Source organism: Bradyrhizobium sp. WSM1743, assembly GCF_000473065.1.
In the GTDB taxonomy this organism is placed as follows: Bacteria; Pseudomonadota; Alphaproteobacteria; order Rhizobiales; family Xanthobacteraceae; genus Bradyrhizobium.
Genome location: NZ_AXAZ01000078.1, coordinates 1 through 15,950 on the forward strand (window position 1 = coordinate 1; position 15,950 = coordinate 15,950).

The 15,950-nt window shown below is 64.1% G+C and carries 18 protein-coding genes and 1 pseudogene; 7 read left to right on the forward strand and 12 right to left on the reverse strand.

Annotation, left to right across the window (positions count from 1 at the left end; translation table 11 throughout):
• Positions 1–283, forward strand: a pseudogene (locus YU9_RS43115) (IS5/IS1182 family transposase); the annotation flags it as partial.
• Positions 284–328: 45 nt separating this feature from the next.
• Here YU9_RS43115 and YU9_RS0132280 read toward each other — a convergent pair.
• The 3 genes from YU9_RS0132280 to YU9_RS0132290 form a co-directional block, all read right to left on the reverse strand.
• Positions 329–1,468: an asparaginase gene (locus YU9_RS0132280; RefSeq protein ID WP_027576496.1), complete on the reverse strand. Its 1,140-nt coding sequence runs from the start codon at positions 1,466–1,468 to the stop codon at positions 329–331.
• Between the two features lie 81 nt (positions 1,469–1,549).
• Positions 1,550–2,311 (reverse strand): slipin family protein, encoded by a 762-nt coding sequence (locus YU9_RS0132285; protein ID WP_027576497.1) that lies wholly within the window; start codon positions 2,309–2,311, stop codon positions 1,550–1,552.
• Positions 2,308–3,690: a nodulation protein NfeD gene (locus YU9_RS0132290; protein ID WP_027576498.1), complete on the reverse strand. Its 1,383-nt coding sequence runs from the start codon at positions 3,688–3,690 to the stop codon at positions 2,308–2,310. Before YU9_RS0132290 ends, YU9_RS0132285 begins: the two co-directional genes overlap by 4 nt.
• 271 nt (positions 3,691–3,961) lie before the next feature.
• Here YU9_RS0132290 and YU9_RS46440 point away from each other — a divergent pair, with 271 nt between their 5' ends.
• On the forward strand, positions 3,962–4,366 hold the full coding sequence (locus YU9_RS46440; RefSeq protein WP_245266608.1) for a helix-turn-helix domain-containing protein: 405 nt from the start codon (positions 3,962–3,964) through the stop codon (positions 4,364–4,366).
• A 257-nt stretch (positions 4,367–4,623) separates the two neighbouring features.
• Here YU9_RS46440 and YU9_RS0132305 read toward each other — a convergent pair whose 3' ends face one another.
• Positions 4,624–5,232: a hypothetical protein gene (locus tag YU9_RS0132305; RefSeq protein WP_027576499.1), complete on the reverse strand. Its 609-nt coding sequence runs from the start codon at positions 5,230–5,232 to the stop codon at positions 4,624–4,626.
• 114 nt (positions 5,233–5,346) lie between these two features.
• Complete coding sequence (locus tag YU9_RS0132310; protein WP_027576500.1) at positions 5,347–6,120, reverse strand: gamma-glutamyl-gamma-aminobutyrate hydrolase family protein; 774 nt, start codon at positions 6,118–6,120, stop codon at positions 5,347–5,349.
• A 276-nt stretch (positions 6,121–6,396) separates the two neighbouring features.
• On the opposite strand from YU9_RS0132310, the gene YU9_RS0132320 reads away from it, so the two are divergent.
• Positions 6,397–7,548: an AI-2E family transporter gene (locus YU9_RS0132320; RefSeq protein WP_027576501.1), complete on the forward strand. Its 1,152-nt coding sequence runs from the start codon at positions 6,397–6,399 to the stop codon at positions 7,546–7,548.
• A 7-nt stretch (positions 7,549–7,555) separates the two neighbouring features.
• Here the strand turns inward: YU9_RS0132320 and YU9_RS0132325 are convergent, their stop codons facing one another.
• From YU9_RS0132325 to YU9_RS0132350, 6 genes are all read right to left on the reverse strand, one after another.
• Positions 7,556–7,852, reverse strand: a complete 297-nt coding sequence (locus YU9_RS0132325) for an antibiotic biosynthesis monooxygenase (RefSeq protein ID WP_027576502.1) — start codon at positions 7,850–7,852, stop codon at positions 7,556–7,558.
• A 98-nt stretch (positions 7,853–7,950) separates the two neighbouring features.
• Positions 7,951–8,187: a hypothetical protein gene (locus YU9_RS0132330; protein WP_027576503.1), complete on the reverse strand. Its 237-nt coding sequence runs from the start codon at positions 8,185–8,187 to the stop codon at positions 7,951–7,953.
• Between the two features lie 56 nt (positions 8,188–8,243).
• On the reverse strand, positions 8,244–9,464 hold the full coding sequence (locus YU9_RS0132335; RefSeq protein ID WP_027576504.1) for a diguanylate cyclase: 1,221 nt from the start codon (positions 9,462–9,464) through the stop codon (positions 8,244–8,246).
• A 229-nt stretch (positions 9,465–9,693) separates the two neighbouring features.
• Positions 9,694–10,173 carry a 30S ribosomal protein S9 gene (gene rpsI / locus YU9_RS0132340; protein WP_018642439.1) on the reverse strand — a complete coding sequence of 160 codons (480 nt, stop codon included), beginning with the start codon at positions 10,171–10,173 and terminating at the stop codon, positions 9,694–9,696.
• Between the two features lies 1 nt (position 10,174).
• Positions 10,175–10,639, reverse strand: coding sequence for a 50S ribosomal protein L13 (rplM, locus tag YU9_RS0132345; RefSeq protein WP_027576505.1), 465 nt, complete (start codon positions 10,637–10,639; stop codon positions 10,175–10,177).
• A 156-nt stretch (positions 10,640–10,795) separates the two neighbouring features.
• Positions 10,796–11,224, reverse strand: coding sequence for a PaaI family thioesterase (locus YU9_RS0132350; RefSeq protein ID WP_027576506.1), 429 nt, complete (start codon positions 11,222–11,224; stop codon positions 10,796–10,798).
• 86 nt (positions 11,225–11,310) lie between these two features.
• Here YU9_RS0132350 and YU9_RS0132355 point away from each other — a divergent pair, with 86 nt between their 5' ends.
• From YU9_RS0132355 to YU9_RS0132375, 4 genes are all read left to right on the forward strand, one after another.
• Positions 11,311–12,135: an enoyl-CoA hydratase gene (locus YU9_RS0132355; RefSeq protein WP_027576507.1), complete on the forward strand. Its 825-nt coding sequence runs from the start codon at positions 11,311–11,313 to the stop codon at positions 12,133–12,135.
• Between the two features lie 107 nt (positions 12,136–12,242).
• A complete protein-coding gene (locus tag YU9_RS0132360) occupies positions 12,243–12,827 on the forward strand; it encodes a CoA-binding protein (RefSeq protein WP_027576508.1) in 585 nt (194 codons plus the stop codon).
• A gap of 139 nt (positions 12,828–12,966) precedes the next feature.
• Positions 12,967–14,247 (forward strand): O-acetylhomoserine aminocarboxypropyltransferase, encoded by a 1,281-nt coding sequence (locus YU9_RS0132370; RefSeq protein ID WP_027576509.1) that lies wholly within the window; start codon positions 12,967–12,969, stop codon positions 14,245–14,247.
• Between the two features lie 227 nt (positions 14,248–14,474).
• Complete coding sequence (locus YU9_RS0132375; RefSeq protein ID WP_027576510.1) at positions 14,475–14,819, forward strand: hypothetical protein; 345 nt, start codon at positions 14,475–14,477, stop codon at positions 14,817–14,819.
• On the opposite strand, the gene YU9_RS0132380 is transcribed toward YU9_RS0132375, so the two are convergent.
• A complete protein-coding gene (locus YU9_RS0132380) occupies positions 14,820–15,902 on the reverse strand; it encodes a COX15/CtaA family protein (RefSeq protein ID WP_027576511.1) in 1,083 nt (360 codons plus the stop codon).
• Between the last annotated feature and the right edge of the window lie 48 nt (positions 15,903–15,950).

Genomic DNA, 15,950 nt, shown 5'->3' on the forward strand with positions numbered 1-15,950 from the left:
CGTCTTCATCTCCGGCCAGAAGCGCGGCGTCTTCGGTGTCATCAAGCACGAGCTGCGCCGCCGCTCCGCCATCGAGCCCATCATCGGACACCTGAAGACCGATGGTCACCTCGGCCGATGCTACCTCAAAGGCCGCCCCGGCGATGCGGCTAACGTCATCCTCTCCGCCGTCGGTCACAACTTCCGCCGTGTCCTCACCTGGCTGAGGGCTCTTTGGTGCCTGATCCTGACCACCCTCATCGCGGCCGCCAGCGACTGCTTACCGCTCAAATCGGTTTCTTAACGGACGACTACGGCTAACCCACCCTACAAGATGTGAGCTGGCCAATTACCACGTTGCCGTAAAGGCCCGCTGCAGCTCGGCCGGAGCCGTCACGCCGCTCGCGATCAGCAATTGGGCGAGAACACGCGCCTTCTGCGGATTGAGGTCCTCGGACACGACGAAACCATTCTTGTCGTCGTCGACCTCGACGTTCCTTGTAACGAAGCCGGATCGCACCCGCGTGGAGCGGACGACGAGGACGCCCTTCTTGGCCGCCGCTTCGAGCGCATCGAGCGCCGGCTTCGATGTGTTGCCGTCGCCGACGCCGGCCAGCACGATGCCCTTGGCGCCGTGCGAAATGGCGTCCTCGATGGGAACGGCATCCATGTTGGCGTGCGAGTAGACGATCGCGACCCGCGGCAATTGCTCGCCTGCCGGCAACTGATAGGTCGCACGCTTGACGCCCGCAGCCTGGGTCATGAAGCGGATGCCGCCGGCGGTGTCGACGTAGCCGATCGGCCCGTCATTGGGAGAGCTGAACGTCTCGATGCTCGTGGTGTTGGTCTTGGTGACCGAGCGGGCGCCCTGAATCTTGTCGTTCAGCACGGCCATGACACCGCGCCCGCGCGAGCGCGGATCGCCGGCCACCTGCACCGCCTCGTAGAGATTGCCGGGACCGTCCGCGCTGATCGCCGTGGCCGGCCGCATCGAGCCGACGATCACCACCGGCTTGTCGCCGCGCACCACGTTGTCGAGAAAGAACGCGGTCTCCTCCAGCGTATCGGTGCCGTGGGTGATGACGACGCCATCGGCTTCATTCTTGTCGAAGGCGTCCTGGATGCGGCGGGCCAGCGCAAACCAGACCTTGTCGTTCATGTCCTGGGATCCGATCGACGAAATCTGCTCGGCGTTCAGCTTGGCGAGCTTGTCCAGGCCCGGCACCGACTGCATCAGCTGCTCGCCCGTGATCTGGCCGGACTTGTAGGCGCCCGTCGCGCGCGGGTCGGCCTGGCCTGCAATGGTGCCGCCCGTCGCCAGCACGAGAATTCGGGGCAGATTGGCGACAGGGGTGTCCTTGCCGGGCTCTGCGGCCCGCGCCGTTTCGCCGAACGGCCACGAACAAAGTGCGAAGGCGACCAGCGGAACGGCAAGCATGAATGTCCGGCGTTGGCGGTGGCTTGGCGGGCTGACGGCGTGCCTGGTCATCGAATGTTTCTCCCGTTTAAGTAGGCATCAACATTCGACCCGCCCATTTGGGCGAAGATGGGTCGTCCTCGCCGCTTTCCGCTACGGGTTGTTAGGCCGCGGCATAAAATGGTCGAGCAACCCCGTCGGGAGCGGAAACACCACGGTCGACGACCGTTCACCGGCGATGTCGTGCAGAGCCGCGAAGTATCGCAGCTGCATGGCCTGAGGCTCCTGCGCCAGGATCCGGCCGGCTTCGACGAGCTTTTCGGCGGCTTGCTGCTCGCCCATCGCATTGATCACCTTGGCCCGCCGTAAGCGCTCCGCCTCAGCCTGTTTGGCAATCGCGCGAACCATGGTTTCATTGATATCGACGTCCTTGATCTCGATGCCGGTGACCTTGATGCCCCAGATGTCAGTCTGCTTGTCCAGGATCTCCTGGATGTCGGCGTTCAACCTGTCGCGCTCGGCAAGCATCTCGTCGAGCTCATGCTTGCCGAGCACCGAACGCAACGTGGTCTGGGCGAGCTGGCTGGTCGCCGCCATGAAGTCGCCGACCTTGATGATGGCGCGCTCGGGGTCGACGATGCGGAAATACAATACGGCGTTGACCTTGACGGACACGTTGTCCCGCGAAATCACGTCCTGCGGCGGCACGACCTGCACCATCACCCGCAGGTCGACCTTGACGAGTTGCTGCACGATCGGGACGAGGAGGATGAGGCCCGGACCCTTCACACCGGTAAAGCGGCCAAGCGTGAAGACGACGCCGCGCTCGTATTCGCGCAGGATTCGAATAGCCTGGGATAGAAACACGACGACAAGCAGCGCAAGCGCCGCATACGTCAGATATTCCAGCATCATGATGTACCTCCCTCGCCTGTCCGGGCGGGTGTGCGGCGTATCAGCAGCGTCAGGTCGATGACATTGGCGATTTCCACCGTCTCTCCGGGCTTGAACGTTTCGGCGCCGCGCGCCTGCCAGCGCTCACCATGGGCGAACACATGACCTTCGTTCCCGTTCCAGTCGAGAACCTCGGCGGGCAAGCCGCGCATGGCCTGTGCGCCGACCAGCGCGGGAGCTTTGCGGGCGCGCCGAAGCGAACCAAGCACGATCAGAGCAAAGCCGCTGAACACTACCGCAGTGGTGCCGATCACCCACCACGACAGTTGGTAGCCAGGCGCCTCGCTCCTGAAAAGCATCATTGCTCCCAACACGAAAGCGATGATCCCTCCGAAGCCGACCACCACGGTCGGGTTGAAGGCTTCGACAGTGAGAAGCACGAGTCCCACCAGCATCAGGGCGAGGCCGGCATAGTTGATCGGCAGCAGATTGAGCGCATAGAGGCCGATCAGCAGGCAGATCGCACCGACGACTCCGGGAGCGACGGCTCCGGGAGACATGAATTCGAAGATCAGCCCGTAAATGCCGACCATCAGGAGAATGAACGCCACGTTCGGGTCGGTGATGACCGCCAGGAAGCGGGATATCCGTCCGGGCTCAATGGCTTCGACGACAGCATCCTTTGTGACGAGGCGTTGCGTCTTGCCGCCTGCAAGCTCCACCACACGGCCATCAACCTGCCGCAGCAATTCAGCCTGATCGCGCGCGACGAGTTCAATGGCATGCGCCTCCAGTGCGCCGTTGGCAGAGAGTGTTGCAGCCTCGCGGACCGCCTTCTCTGCCCAGTCCGCATTGCGGTTGCGCAGTTCGGCGAGGCTGCGGATAAAAGCGACGGCATCGTTCGTGGCCTTCGCCGTCATCGCGTCCTTCGGCTCATCCTTCTTGTCTTTGCCCTCCTTGTCGGGTGTGCCGCTCGGCAGAACCGGAAGCGGCCCGCCAATCTGGACCGGCGTCGCCGCACCGATATTGGTGCCCGGTGCCATCGCCGCGATGTGAGTCGCATAAAGGATATAGGTCCCCGCGCTCGCCGCGTGGGCGCCCGAGGGAGCGACATAGCCGATGACGGGGACCGGCGAGGCGAGCACATCCGCGATGATCTCGCGCATGCTGGAATTGAGCCCGCCGGGAGTGTTCATTCTCAGAAGCACGACCTCGGCGCGCCGTTCGCTCGCCGTGGCCAAAGCCTCCCGCACGTAGCTGGCTGACGCCGGGCCAATGGCGCCGTCGATCGAAACGATCAGTGCAAGCCGGCCGCTCTCCTCCGCTGAGCTGGGAAGGAGGCAGCAGGTCAAAGCCACGACGGTGATCGCCGTAACGAGGGCCGCCTTCATGGTCTGCACGGCAAGGGCTCCCTTGCAGAGCATATGGTGTTCCCGTCCTGAACCTCAATGCTGCGCGTGGAGGCCAACGTTGCGATTGTGCAACGCAATGGGAATGCCCATGCAGGATGGCGATGTGATCGGCTGAACAGAGGCAGTGGCGGACCATGCCGACGGCTGATCCGCCCTGCGCCAGGCGCTGCTACCGCGTTACCCTCAGGCCGTCCGCTCCGATTGCGCCGAACGTGCTCGCTATGATCTCGCTCGTCGGCTGCATGCCGCCGAGCGACCAGTGCGAAGGCTCCTGCTCCTCGATCCTGACCCAGACGTTGCGGCGGAAATCCGGGTTGCCCTGCCCCTCGACCTCGACCAGGACATCGGTGACGCGGGCCTCCTGGTCCGCCGCGCCGGCAAGGTCCCGATGACGGTCAAGCGCCTCGCCGACGCGCTCGGCCTCAGCGAGCGTACGCTGAACCGCAAATTCCAGGAGCTCACGCACGAGCCGGCGCAATCTTTCCTCATGCGTCGCCGTGTCGAGCACGCGCGCACGCTGCTGGAATCGACGACGCAGCCGATCAAGACCATCGCGCGCGCCGCCGGCTATGAGGACGAGAGCAGCTTTCGCAAGGCGTTCCGCAAGCTGACCTCGATGTCACCGCAGGCCTACCGCACGCGACGGACGGAGCAGACGATGTGAGACGTGAGCGCGTCTCCGATTCGACCGCACTGGTGCGATGAACCTTGTGCCACGGAGCCTTCAGCTTTCGTTCCGCATCTGACTCCAGTTCGTTCTCAAAGAACAAATCAGAGCCGCAAAAATCGGGACGAAGCAATTCCTACTGATTGGTTTATTCCGTCCGGAATTTGGAATGCGCATTGGACCTGGCGCAGTCGTCGCAGCTTCCCATCGCAAGCGCGGCGAAGACCGCGAGGAAGAGCCGAAGCGCGGCATCGTCACTTGTCCGGAAAGTTGACGCCAATCTCCGTCACCACCGGCGCCCATTTCACCAGCGTTGCGTTGTCGGAGGCGATCTTCACGCCGTCACCGGAGAGCGACCTCGGCGCACCGGACTTCTTGCCGAAGCGGATGGTGACGGTGCAGCCGTCTTGCAGCGGTCGGCTGAGCGCGCCGCCCTTCCAGTCCGTGACGAAGCCGCCATAGTCCCATTCAAAGCCGCTGACGAGGAACGGCTTGCCGTTCGCCTTCTGCACGTTGGCAAGGCTCGATCCGACGGTGATGCCGCCGATGCTCCAGCGGCTGATCTTGGCCTCGCGCAGGATCAGGCCGGAGGCACGCCCGGCCTTGTCGTCGGTGAAGGCAATCTCGATGCGGCGGTCCATCGCCTTTGGAAACAGCACGAGACCCCTATATTTTTCACCCTCGGCGCCCGCCAGCTCCTGCGTCACAGCGTCCTTGCCGTAACGCTGCTTCAGAGTTTTCTCGGTGTCCTCGGGCGCCACGGGCGAAGCGCAGGTGATCGGGCCGTCCTGAGGCGGGGCGCTTTGTGCGAATGCGGGGGGCGCGAGCAGAATAAGGGCCGTAGCAGTCAGGCTGCGTATCATAGGGCGCCATTCCAGTTTCGGAGTTGTCAGCGGATCGCGGAAAGACTCTGGATGTGCTTCGCTGCGCTCGCAATGACGGCGTGGCGAGAGCCGGCCCCAAACCTCGTCATGTGCCTACGCCGCCGCCTTCTGCCTTGCCACCAGCGCTTCGCCAAAGGCCTCGAACAGCTTGCGGTTGATCGGATTGTGCTGCGGGTCGTACTCCGCATGCCATTGCACGCCGAGCGCAAAGGTCGGGGCCTCCGCGATGCGGATCGCCTCGATGGTGCCGTCCTCAGCGACGCCCTCGATCAGCACGCGCTTGCCGGGATCGAGAATGCCCTGGCCGTGCAGCGAATTGACCCTGATTTTCTCGCAGCCGAGAATCGTTGCAAGCGCCCCTCCTGGCGTCAGATCGACATCGTGACGGTCGGCGAACACCACGGTCGGATCGGGATGGATCTCGCCGTTCTCAAGCCGGGGCATGCGGTGGTTCATCCGGCCGGGGATCTCGCGGATCTCGGGGTGCAGCGAGCCGCCGAAGGCGACGTTCATCTCCTGCAGGCCGCGACAGATGCCGAACAGCGGGATGCCGCGGGCGACGCAGGCGACCGAAAGGGCCAGCGCGACCTCGTCGCGGTGGATGTCATAGGGCTCGTGCTTTTCGCAAGGGTCGACGTTGAAACGGGTCGGGTGCACGTTGGCGCGGGCGCCGGTGAGGATGATGCCGTCCACGGTATCGAGCAGCGCCCCGATGTCGGTGATGTCAGGGGAGCCTGCAAACATCACCGGCAAGCCGCCGGAGACCTCGGCCACGGCGCGCAGGTTTCGCTCGCCCACCATCTGGACCTGAAATCGATTTTCGACGCGATGGGAATTCCCGATCACGCCGACGACCGGCTTTCTCATCTGTCGTTCCGCGCCTCCCGATAACAAGATTCTTCAAACATGCCCCTCCGATGGAACAAATTCAACAGAAGGGATCGCGGGACGGCAATGCTATTTTCGCGCAATGCCCGGCCTGGAGGACCCTTGGCAGACTGGGACGGCTGCTCCGATCGGTCGGAGGGGTCTACAGCCCCGCGGCGATGACAAGCGCACCAAACCGGCACGCGCCCCGCTTGATCCCCGGCAGGATTTCGCGAAAGAGTGCGTTGGCGCCGCCTCCCTCGAAAAGGACCTCATGTGACGATTCCCAGAGATGAACGCCCCCGCACCCGCAGCGACCTGGCGCGGGATCAGGCCTGGGCGATTTCCGTCGGAGGCATCGGCGTCGTGCTGTTCACCGCCCTGCTCGCCTTCACCTGGTATTTTGCGGCCACCCTGCTGCTGATCTTCACCGGCATGCTGCTCGGCCTCGGCCTCAACGCGCTGGTCAATGCGCTCGGCCGCCGGGTCCACTTGCCTCACACGGTCCGACTTGCGATCGTCTGTGTCGCGCTCGCTTGGCTTCTGGCAGGCATCGCCTATCTCGGCGGCGCCACCATTGCTGAGCAGGCCTCGGTGCTGAGCAAGACCATCAAGTCGCAGATCACAAATGTCAGGTCCTTCCTCGAGAACCACGGCATCGACACCAGCTTCTTCGATCTCGGCAACGCTGCCTCGGACTCCTCGACCAACCCCTCGTCGGAGGCGACACCCGCGCCGGCTGCGCCCTCGCGCGGTCCCTTGCCCGGCGCCGGCGCGCTCGCCTCCAGCGGCGGAGCGATCGTGAGCCAGACCCTCAAACTGCTGCTCGGCACCATTCACGGCGTGGGCAACATCTTCATCGTGCTGTTCCTGGGCCTTGCCTTCGCCGCCCAGCCCAGCGTCTATCATGACGGCCTGCTGTTCCTCGCACCGGCGAGGCACCGCACGCGTGTCGCCCTCGTCATCGACCGTACAGCCGAGACGCTGGAGCGCTGGCTGATCGCCCAGATCGTCGTCATGATCGCGGTCGGTGTCGTGACCTGGATCGGGCTTGCCGTCATCGGCATCCCCGGCGCGTTCATCTTAGGGATCCAGGCGGGCCTGCTCGCCTTTGTCCCGACCGTCGGAGCCATCATCGCCGGCGTCATCGTCGTGCTGGCGAGCCTCGCCTCGGGCTGGATCCCGGCTTTGTCGGCGTTTCTGCTCTTCATGGGCGTCCACGCCATGGAAAGCTACGTGCTGACGCCGATCCTGCAGCGGCAGGCGCTGGACATCCCGCCGGCCACGCTGTTCGCGTTCCAGATCCTGCTCGGCGTCGTGTTCGGCATCTGGGGCCTCGCGCTGGCGCTGCCGTTGGTCGCCATCGCCAAGGTCATGATCGACCATTTCAAGACGTATGAGGCGCCGCCTCTGGCGGAGGCGGCGTGAGCCTCGCTCAGCTCGTCAGCACGGTCTCGGTGTGCTCGACCTCCGGGGGCGCGGCAAAATACTGGCCGACCAGGCCGCGCCATTCGGTGAAATTCTCCGAGCCGCGGAAATCGACGGTGTGGTTCTCCAGCGTCGCCCATTTCACCATCAGCCGGTAGCGTTGCGGCTTCTCGATCGACTTGTGCAGCTCGAAACCATGAAAGCCCTTGGAGCGGCCGAAGGCGGCCTTGGCCTTGGCAACGGCAGCTTCAAAGTCCTTCTCGCTGCCCGGCTTGACGTCGATTTGCGCGATCTCGGTGATCATCGGTTTCCACCCTTTTGTTGATGGCCGTGTCTACCGCAGACCGCGACAAAGAAAAAGGCGCCGAAACGGCGCCCTGCCCGGCAGGAAACTGCAGGCCTTCAGGCGAACAGCAGGACCGTGCCCGCGACGATCAGCGCACAACCGGCGAACAGCGCGAGCGGCCAGTAGCTGCGCCTCGGCGTGTAGTGGCCCTGCGCGCGGCGCTCGGTGATCAGCGCCGTCTCGTATTCATCCGCGGTCGAGAACAGACAGGCGAAACCGCCGCGTGCCGAGGCCGCAGCGGCTTCGAGCGACATCAGGGTGGCTTGCGGATTCTGTCGACGGATCGATTCCATATCGGAATGGTATGGGATCGAATGGTAAACAGAAGATTACCGCAAGGCCCCGCGGCTCAGGCGGTGGCCGGACGCGCCTGCGATGCGCCGGTTCGCGCGGCGCTCTGGCGCCGCCAGTTCTCCAGCGACAGTGGCAGCTCCTCGGCCGCCTCGACGCGGTTACGGCCGCCGCGCTTGGCTTGGTAGAGCGCGGTGTCGGCCGAGGCCAGCAGCACCTCGAGCTCGGTACCGGCCGGACCGCCGGCGACGCCGATGCTGACGGTGGTGTCGACCGGGCCTTCATCGACAACGACACCGGAGGTCTCGAACGCCTCGCGCACGCGCTCGGCGACCAGCACGCCCTCCTCCAGCGAACACGGTAGCAGCGCGGCGAACTCCTCGCCGCCGATGCGGCCCGAGAGGTCGGAGATGCGTAAGTTGCTGATCACGACGGTGGAGAACAGTTTCAGCATCTCGTCGCCGGCGGGATGGCCGAAGCGGTCGTTGATCGACTTGAAGTGGTCGATGTCGAAGATCATCACGGTCACCGGGCGCCCGGCCTTGGCCTCGCGCTCGATCACGCGGCTACAGGCTTCCGAGAAGCCGCGCCGGTTGAGCATGCCGGTCAGCGGATCGGTCGACGCGGCGGTCCGGTGCGCGGTGACGGTGCGTTCCGACACCAGCATGAAGATCACGAACACGGTACCGACGGCATAGAGTATGAGCTCGACCGCGAACACGGTGACCCAGATGCTCGACGAGAAGCCGGCATCATGCGGGCGCAGGAAACTGCCGATCAAAATCGGCAGCATCAACACGCAACCATGCATCGCCGGCATCAGGAACGCCGGCCAGCGTCGCTGCAGGCTCTTGCGCCGTTCGGTCCAGAGCTCGCCTGCGGTCAGCGCCGCATAGACCGAGACGATGCCGGCACCGACGAGCATGCGCAGCATCGATGCTGTGGGATCGAGCAGCGTCGCAGCAGCGACCCAGGCGAGCGCGCCGAGCGCGAGGCCGGGCCAGTTCGGCTTGCGGCCGTGGAAGACGCGCGCCGCGTTCCACACCATGCCGCAGGCGACGAAACCGACGGCGTTCAGCGCAAGGTAAATATGGAGGCCCAGCCTGTCGCCTGCCGCGGTCCATAGCGCGACGGAGGCGGCACCGAGGAGATAGGCGGTGCCCCACCATTTCAGCGCCGGGCTGTTCTCCTGCTTGCCGAAAAACACCATCATGGCGCCGAGCAGTGCGGCAACCATGGTGGCGACCAAATAGAGCGTGATGCTATCGAGCGACATCATGTCGGCCCCCTCTAGAACATAGCAGGTACGCGATCGGCCCAGCCGATTTGCGCGCCCTTCCAAATGCGACGCTATGTCCCGCGGGTTCCATTCAGGTTTTCGCGGATCCCTAAGTTTTCGGGAAACACGCCATCAATTTGCATACAAACGAACAACAAAAAGGGCGCTGAAATCAGCGCCCTTTTGCATCTCATTGAAGCCGCTTTCGCGGCGAATGCGACCGAAGCGATTAACGCTTCGAGAACTGGAAGGACCGGCGGGCCTTGGCCTTGCCGTACTTCTTGCGCTCGACCACGCGGGAGTCGCGGGTGAGGAAGCCGCCCTTCTTGAGCACAGAGCGCAGCTCCGGCTCGAAATAGGTCAGAGCCTTGGAGATGCCGTGACGGACCGCGCCGGCCTGGCCGGAGAGACCACCGCCGGCGACGGTGCAGATCACGTCGTACTGGCCCGAACGCTGAGCCACGGAGAACGGCTGCTCGATCATCATGCGCAGCACGGGACGGGCGAAATAGACCTCGACCTCGCGCGAGTTGACCGTGACCTTGCCGGCGCCCGGCTTGATCCAGACCCGGGCGACAGCGTCCTTGCGCTTGCCGGTGGCATAGGCGCGGTTGAACTTGTCGACCTTCTTCTCGTGCTTGGGCGCCTCGGGCGCCGCCGCCGTCTTGAGCTGCGAGAGCTGGTCGAGCGACTGGATGGATTCGGCCATGTTATGCGGCCCTCGTGTTCTTGCGGTTCAACTTGGCGATGTCGATCTTCTCGGGCTGCTGCGCCTCATGCGGATGATCAGGCCCGCCGTAGACGCGGAGGTTGCCCATCTGCACGCGACCGAGCGGACCACGCGGGATCATGCGCTCGACGGCCTTTTCGAGCACGCGCTCGGGATGACGACCCTCGAGGATCTGGCGCGCGGTGCGCTCCTTGACGTGGCCGACGTAACCGGTGTGCTTGTAGTAGGTCTTCTGCTCGCGCTTGCGACCGGTGAGGACCGCATGCTGCGCGTTGATGATGATGACGTTATCGCCGCAATCGACGTGCGGGGTGTAGGTCGGGAGGTGCTTGCCGCGGAGCCGCATGGCGACGATGGTGGCGAGACGACCAACGACCAGACCCTTGGCGTCGATCAGCACCCACTTCTTCGTCACCTCGGCCGGCTTTGCCGAAAAGGTTTTCATGTCAGAATTTCCGTGAGGGAGACATCGGCGCGAACACCGCACCGGACTGCGCGGGTTTCTAGAGAAGAGAGACGCAACGGTCAATGCCCTATGACGGAAATTACGTCCATAAAATCAATAGCTTAAAAATATGGTGCTATATTACCTGCAAAAAGTTCAAACATTTGGAATGGAATAGGTCGAGGTGACATGGGCGATCGGGTCGGCTGATGTGCCAGACAAAAGGTTCACATCCCCGACCGCCAGGCGCTTGCCGAGCTTGAGCAGCCGGGCCTCGGCCAGCACATCCTGCCCGGGTTGGCCCTTGCGCAGGAAATTGATGTTGAGATTGGTGGTGACCGCGAGCCCGATCGGCCCGATTGCGGACAGCAGCACCACGTACATGGCGAAATCGGCGAGCGCCATCAGCGTCGGGCCGGACACGGTTCCGCCCGGCCGCAGCATCCTTTCGCTGTAGCGCTGGCGCAAAAGGCTGGTCTGGCCGTCCGCGCTCTCGATGGTGATGTCGTCTCCGCTGAAGGCCTGGGGAAACTCGTCACGGAGGAACTGCTCGAGCTCCGCCACGCTCATTTTCGCTAACGCCATGCCGTTCCCCACCCTCGCTTCGCTCGCCCTGTTACATTAAGTTATTGGTGTCATCCAATTGCAATCATTTAGCGGAAATCGCGTCAATGTCCGTCCAGGCTGCCCGCGCCCCCTCACCGCAACCACCGATCCTGCTGCGCGAGATCGTCGGCAGCGTCGCCGTGCTCACGCTGAACCGACCAGCCGCGCGCAACAGCCTCTCGGAGGCGATGATCGGACAGCTGCATGCGAGCCTCAATGCGATTGCGGAAGACAGGCACATCCGTGCGGCCGTCATCGCAGCCAACGGCCCCGCTTTTTCTGCCGGCCACGACCTGAAGGAACTGACCGCCCACCGCACCGATCCGGATCGTGGCCGGGCCTATTTTGCGCAGGTCATGACGGCCTGCAGCGCGATGATGCAGGCGATTGTACGCCTGCCCAAGCCCGTGGTCGCTGCCGTCCAGGGCATCGCCACCGCGGCGGGCTGCCAGCTCGTCGCAAGCTGCGATCTGGCGATCGCCTCGGAGGCGGCGAGCTTCGCCACTCCCGGCGTCGACATCGGCCTGTTCTGCTCGACGCCGATGGTCGCGCTGTCGCGCAACGTGCCACGCAAGCAGGCGATGGAGATGCTGCTGACGGGCGAGCCGATTCCGGCCGCGCGTGCCCGCGAGATCGGGCTCATCAATCGCGTCGTCGCCGCCGGCACCGAGCGCGATGCCGCGATTGCGCTGGCGCAGCAGGTCGCGTTGAAATCCGCCTACACGATCAAGCTCGGCAAGGAGGCGTTCTACCGCCAAGCCGAGATGAGCCTTGCGGACGCCTATCGCTATGCCGCAGAGGTGATGACCGAGAACATGATGGCGCGCGACGCCGAGGAAGGCATCGGCGCCTTCATCGAGAAGCGCACGCCGACATGGCGGGATGAGTAAAATCGTCATTGCGAGCGAAGCGAAGCAATCCAGAAGTCCCTCCGCGGAAACAGACTGGATTGCTTCGTCGCTTCGCTCCTCGCAATGACAGGGAAGAAGAACGACAGATGAACCACGACGCCTATCCCGACAATTACATCCGCGGCATCCTCAACAGCGTGAAGTCGATCGCGATGGTCGGCGCCTCGCCGGTCAACGTGCGGCCGAGCTACTTTGCGTTCAAATATCTGGCGCAGCGCGGCTACGACATGATCCCGATCAATCCCGGCCATGTCGGCAAGGACCTGCTCGGCAAGCCGTTCGTCGCCTCGCTCTCGGACATCGGCCGTCCCGTCGACATGATCGACATCTTCCGCAATTCCAGCCACATCATGCCTGTGGTCGAGGAAGCCCTTAGGCTCGATCCGCTGCCGAAGGTAATCTGGATGCAGCTCGGCGCGCGCGACGATGCCGCGGCGGCAAAGGCAGAGTCGGTCGGTATCAAGGTGGTGATGAACCGCTGCCCCAAGATCGAATATGGCCGCTTGTCGTCAGAGATATCCTGGATGGGCGTGAATTCGCGTACGCTCAGTTCAAAGCGGGCGCCGGCGCCGACGCAGGGCATGCGGCTGTCCCTCAATCGGATGAGCGTCGGTGGTGGCGACACTGCAGCATCGGATCGCGCCGCGAAAAACAAGACCGAGCAGAGCTGACGCAATCCGTAAAGGATTCATGTCGCGAACGCGACAATGCGTAGCAAGATCGTTCCGATGTGAAGCGGCGCCTTGACGGCGAGCGCCCCGCCCATCAGCATGCCGCGCGATTTCAGACCACGAGAACAGGACGCCTTGTATGAGCGATCGCCTTCCGGGATTTTCAACCCTCGCCGTGCATGCCGGTGCACAGCCCGACCCCACCACCGGTGCGCGCGCGACCCCGATTTATCAGACCACTTCTTTTGTCTTCAACGATGCCGACCACGCCGCCTCGCTGTTCGGTTTGCAGGCCTTCGGCAACATCTATACCCGCATCGGCAACCCGACCAATGCCGTGCTTGAAGAGCGCGTCGCCGCACTCGAAGGCGGCACCGCTGCGCTCGCGGTGGCCTCGGGCCATGCCGCGCAGGTCGTGGTGTTGCAGCAATTGCTTCAGCCCGGCGACGAGTTCATCGCGGCGCGAAAGCTCTATGGCGGCTCGATCAACCAGTTCACGCATGCGTTCAAGAGCTTTGGCTGGAATGTGGTGTGGGCCGATCCCGATGACATCTCAAGCTTCGAGCGCGCGGTGACGCCGCGCACGAAGGCGATCTTCATCGAGTCCATCGCCAACCCCGCCGGCAGCATCACCGACATCGAGGCGATCTCGACGGTGGCGCGCAAGGCAGGTGTGCCGCTGATCGTCGACAACACGCTGGCCTCGCCCTATCTGATCCGCCCGATCGACCACGGCGCCGACATCGTCGTGCACTCGCTGACGAAATTTTTGGGCGGCCACGGCAACTCGCTCGGCGGCATCATCGTCGATGCCGGCACCTTCGACTGGTCGACGGGCGGCAAATATCCGATGCTGTCGGAGCCGCGGCCCGAATATCACGGCATCCGGCTGCAGGAGACCTTCGGCAATTTCGCCTTCGCGATCGCCTGCCGCGTGCTGGGCCTGCGCGACCTCGGCCCGGCACTGTCGCCGTTCAACGCCTTCATGATCCTGACCGGCATCGAGACGCTGCCGCTGCGCATGCAGAAGCACTGCGACAACGCCAAGGCCGTCGCCGAATACCTCGCGGGACATCCGGCGGTGGCCTCGGTCAGCTATGCGGGCCTGCCGAGCGACAAGTACAACCAGCTCGCGCGCAAATATGCTCCGAAAGGCGCGGGTGCCGTGTTCACCTTCAGCCTGAAGGGCGGCTTTGACGCCGGCGTCAGCCTGGTATCGAAACTGCAGTTGTTCTCGCACCTCGCCAATGTCGGCGACACCCGCTCGCTGGTGATCCACCCGGCCTCGACCACGCACAGCCAGCTCGACGATGCCGCCAAGGTGAAGTCAGGCGCCGGCCCCGACGTGGTGCGGCTCTCGATCGGCATCGAGGACAAGGAAGACCTGATCGCGGATCTGGAGCAGGCGCTGGGGGCGTAGTTTCCTGTCGTTCCGGGGTGCGCGAAGCGCGAACCTCAGGTGCGCAATGGCGCACCGGGGAACCTCGATATTGTCTGGTCAACTCTAGATTCCGGGTTCGGTCCTACCGGACCGCCCCGGAATGACGGACGGTGGCGTGTGCCGGCGTCGACGTCTTCGATTAACAGTCATTAACCATATCTGCCGCATACATCGTCCTTGGATCACCCCTTGATTCGGAGCCGACGATGCTGCGTTGGATGATGCCTGCCCTTGCAGCGATGCTGACGGTTTCAAGCGCGCTCGCCGCCGATCTGCCGGCGATGCCGAAGCGGCGCGCTGCCGTGCCGCCGCAGGATCCGCCACAGGTCTATGTCGAGACCGATCCGGATGCGCTGATCTCGCCGGCCTATGGCATCGGCAGCTATATTCGCAATTTGCCGGGCACGCCGCTCCTGCCCGGCTCCAGCACCTTGCCGGGCTATTACGGCCGGCCCTGGAGCTACGACTATCAGGGCCCGTATTACGGCGGGAAGCAGGTCGATTACTTCTGGCGCCTGCCCTACGCGTGCGGCGTCTACGGCTACTGCTGATCAGCCGACCTGACTGACCGGAACCGCGCGCGGCTGCGTCTCCGCAGACCGCTGTGATGCGAGCCGTTCAACCTGCATAACCGCGAGTGTGAGCACCAATATCGCAACCGCCTGGTGCGCGAGCGCGAGCCCGATCGGCACCTGGTTGAGCAGCGTGAGGATGCCGAGCACAGCCTGCAGGCTCACCGCCGCAAACAGCCACAGCGCGCCGCTCGCTGCCGCCCCTGCGCGCGAGCGCACCGCGTCGATCGCATGCAACGCCGCCAGCACGAACAGCGCATAGGCCGTCATGCGGTGCTCGAACTGCACCGTCAGCACATTGTCGAACATGTTGCGCCACCACGGCGTCTCGAACCACAACCGATCCGCCGACGGGATGAACGCACCGTCGATCTCAGGCCAGGTGTTGTAGGCGCGCCCGGCGCGCAGGCCCGCGACCAGCGCACCGAAATAGATCTGCACGAAAGTCACGACGAGAAGCAGCGCGCTGGTGAAGCGCAACCGCGCAGATGCTGCGATCGGCGGACGTTCCTTGAGCCGCCGCACGGTCCAGACGATCCCCGCGAAGATCAAGAGCGCCAGCACCAGATGCGTCGCCAGCCGATATTGCGAGACCTCGACCCGCTCGGTCAGGCCCGAAGCCACCATCCACCAGCCGACTGCGCCCTGCAGCCCGCCGAGCGCAAACAGCAGCCACAGCCTGCGCCTGAGCTCACCCGACAGCCCACCGCGCCAAAGGAAGAACAGGAACGGCAGGAGATAGGCGACGCCGATGAAACGGCCGAGCAGCCGGTGGCTCCACTCCCACCAAAAAATCTCCTTGAACTCGAACAGGCTCATACCCGCGTTGAGCTCGCGATATTGCGGGATCTTCTTGTAGGCCTCGAACGCCTCGGTCCACTGCGCCTCGGTGAGCGGCGGGACGCTGCCCGTGACCGGTTTCCATTCGACGATCGAGAGGCCGGATTCCGTCAGCCGTGTCGCCCCGCCGACCAGCACCATCAGCGCAATCAACGCGGCCACGCCGATCAGCCACCAGCGCACGGCGCGGTGCGGCTCGGACAGGGTGGACATCGTCGTCATTCGGGGCAAAAACCAAGCTTGAACCGGACTGCGTGCCCCTTATAGTCC

Excerpts from the sequence above, each read along its gene's own strand:
- YU9_RS0132355 (WP_027576507.1), top strand. The coding sequence starts at position 11,311 with ATGTCCGTCCAGGCTGCCCGCGCCCCCTCACCGCAACCACCGATCCTG.
- rpsI (WP_018642439.1), bottom strand. The coding sequence starts at position 10,173 with ATGGCCGAATCCATCCAGTCGCTCGACCAGCTCTCGCAGCTCAAGACG.
- rplM (WP_027576505.1), bottom strand. The coding sequence starts at position 10,639 with ATGAAAACCTTTTCGGCAAAGCCGGCCGAGGTGACGAAGAAGTGGGTG.
- YU9_RS0132350 (WP_027576506.1), bottom strand. The coding sequence starts at position 11,224 with ATGGCGTTAGCGAAAATGAGCGTGGCGGAGCTCGAGCAGTTCCTCCGT.
- YU9_RS0132360 (WP_027576508.1), top strand. The coding sequence starts at position 12,243 with ATGAACCACGACGCCTATCCCGACAATTACATCCGCGGCATCCTCAAC.
- YU9_RS0132335 (WP_027576504.1), bottom strand. The coding sequence starts at position 9,464 with ATGATGTCGCTCGATAGCATCACGCTCTATTTGGTCGCCACCATGGTT.
- YU9_RS0132375 (WP_027576510.1), top strand. The coding sequence starts at position 14,475 with ATGCTGCGTTGGATGATGCCTGCCCTTGCAGCGATGCTGACGGTTTCA.
- YU9_RS0132280 (WP_027576496.1), bottom strand. The coding sequence starts at position 1,468 with ATGACCAGGCACGCCGTCAGCCCGCCAAGCCACCGCCAACGCCGGACA.
- YU9_RS0132305 (WP_027576499.1), bottom strand. The coding sequence starts at position 5,232 with ATGATACGCAGCCTGACTGCTACGGCCCTTATTCTGCTCGCGCCCCCC.
- YU9_RS0132325 (WP_027576502.1), bottom strand. The coding sequence starts at position 7,852 with ATGATCACCGAGATCGCGCAAATCGACGTCAAGCCGGGCAGCGAGAAG.
- YU9_RS0132370 (WP_027576509.1), top strand. The coding sequence starts at position 12,967 with ATGAGCGATCGCCTTCCGGGATTTTCAACCCTCGCCGTGCATGCCGGT.
- YU9_RS0132285 (WP_027576497.1), bottom strand. The coding sequence starts at position 2,311 with ATGATGCTGGAATATCTGACGTATGCGGCGCTTGCGCTGCTTGTCGTC.
- YU9_RS0132330 (WP_027576503.1), bottom strand. The coding sequence starts at position 8,187 with ATGGAATCGATCCGTCGACAGAATCCGCAAGCCACCCTGATGTCGCTC.
- YU9_RS0132380 (WP_027576511.1), bottom strand. The coding sequence starts at position 15,902 with ATGACGACGATGTCCACCCTGTCCGAGCCGCACCGCGCCGTGCGCTGG.
- YU9_RS0132310 (WP_027576500.1), bottom strand. The coding sequence starts at position 6,120 with ATGAGAAAGCCGGTCGTCGGCGTGATCGGGAATTCCCATCGCGTCGAA.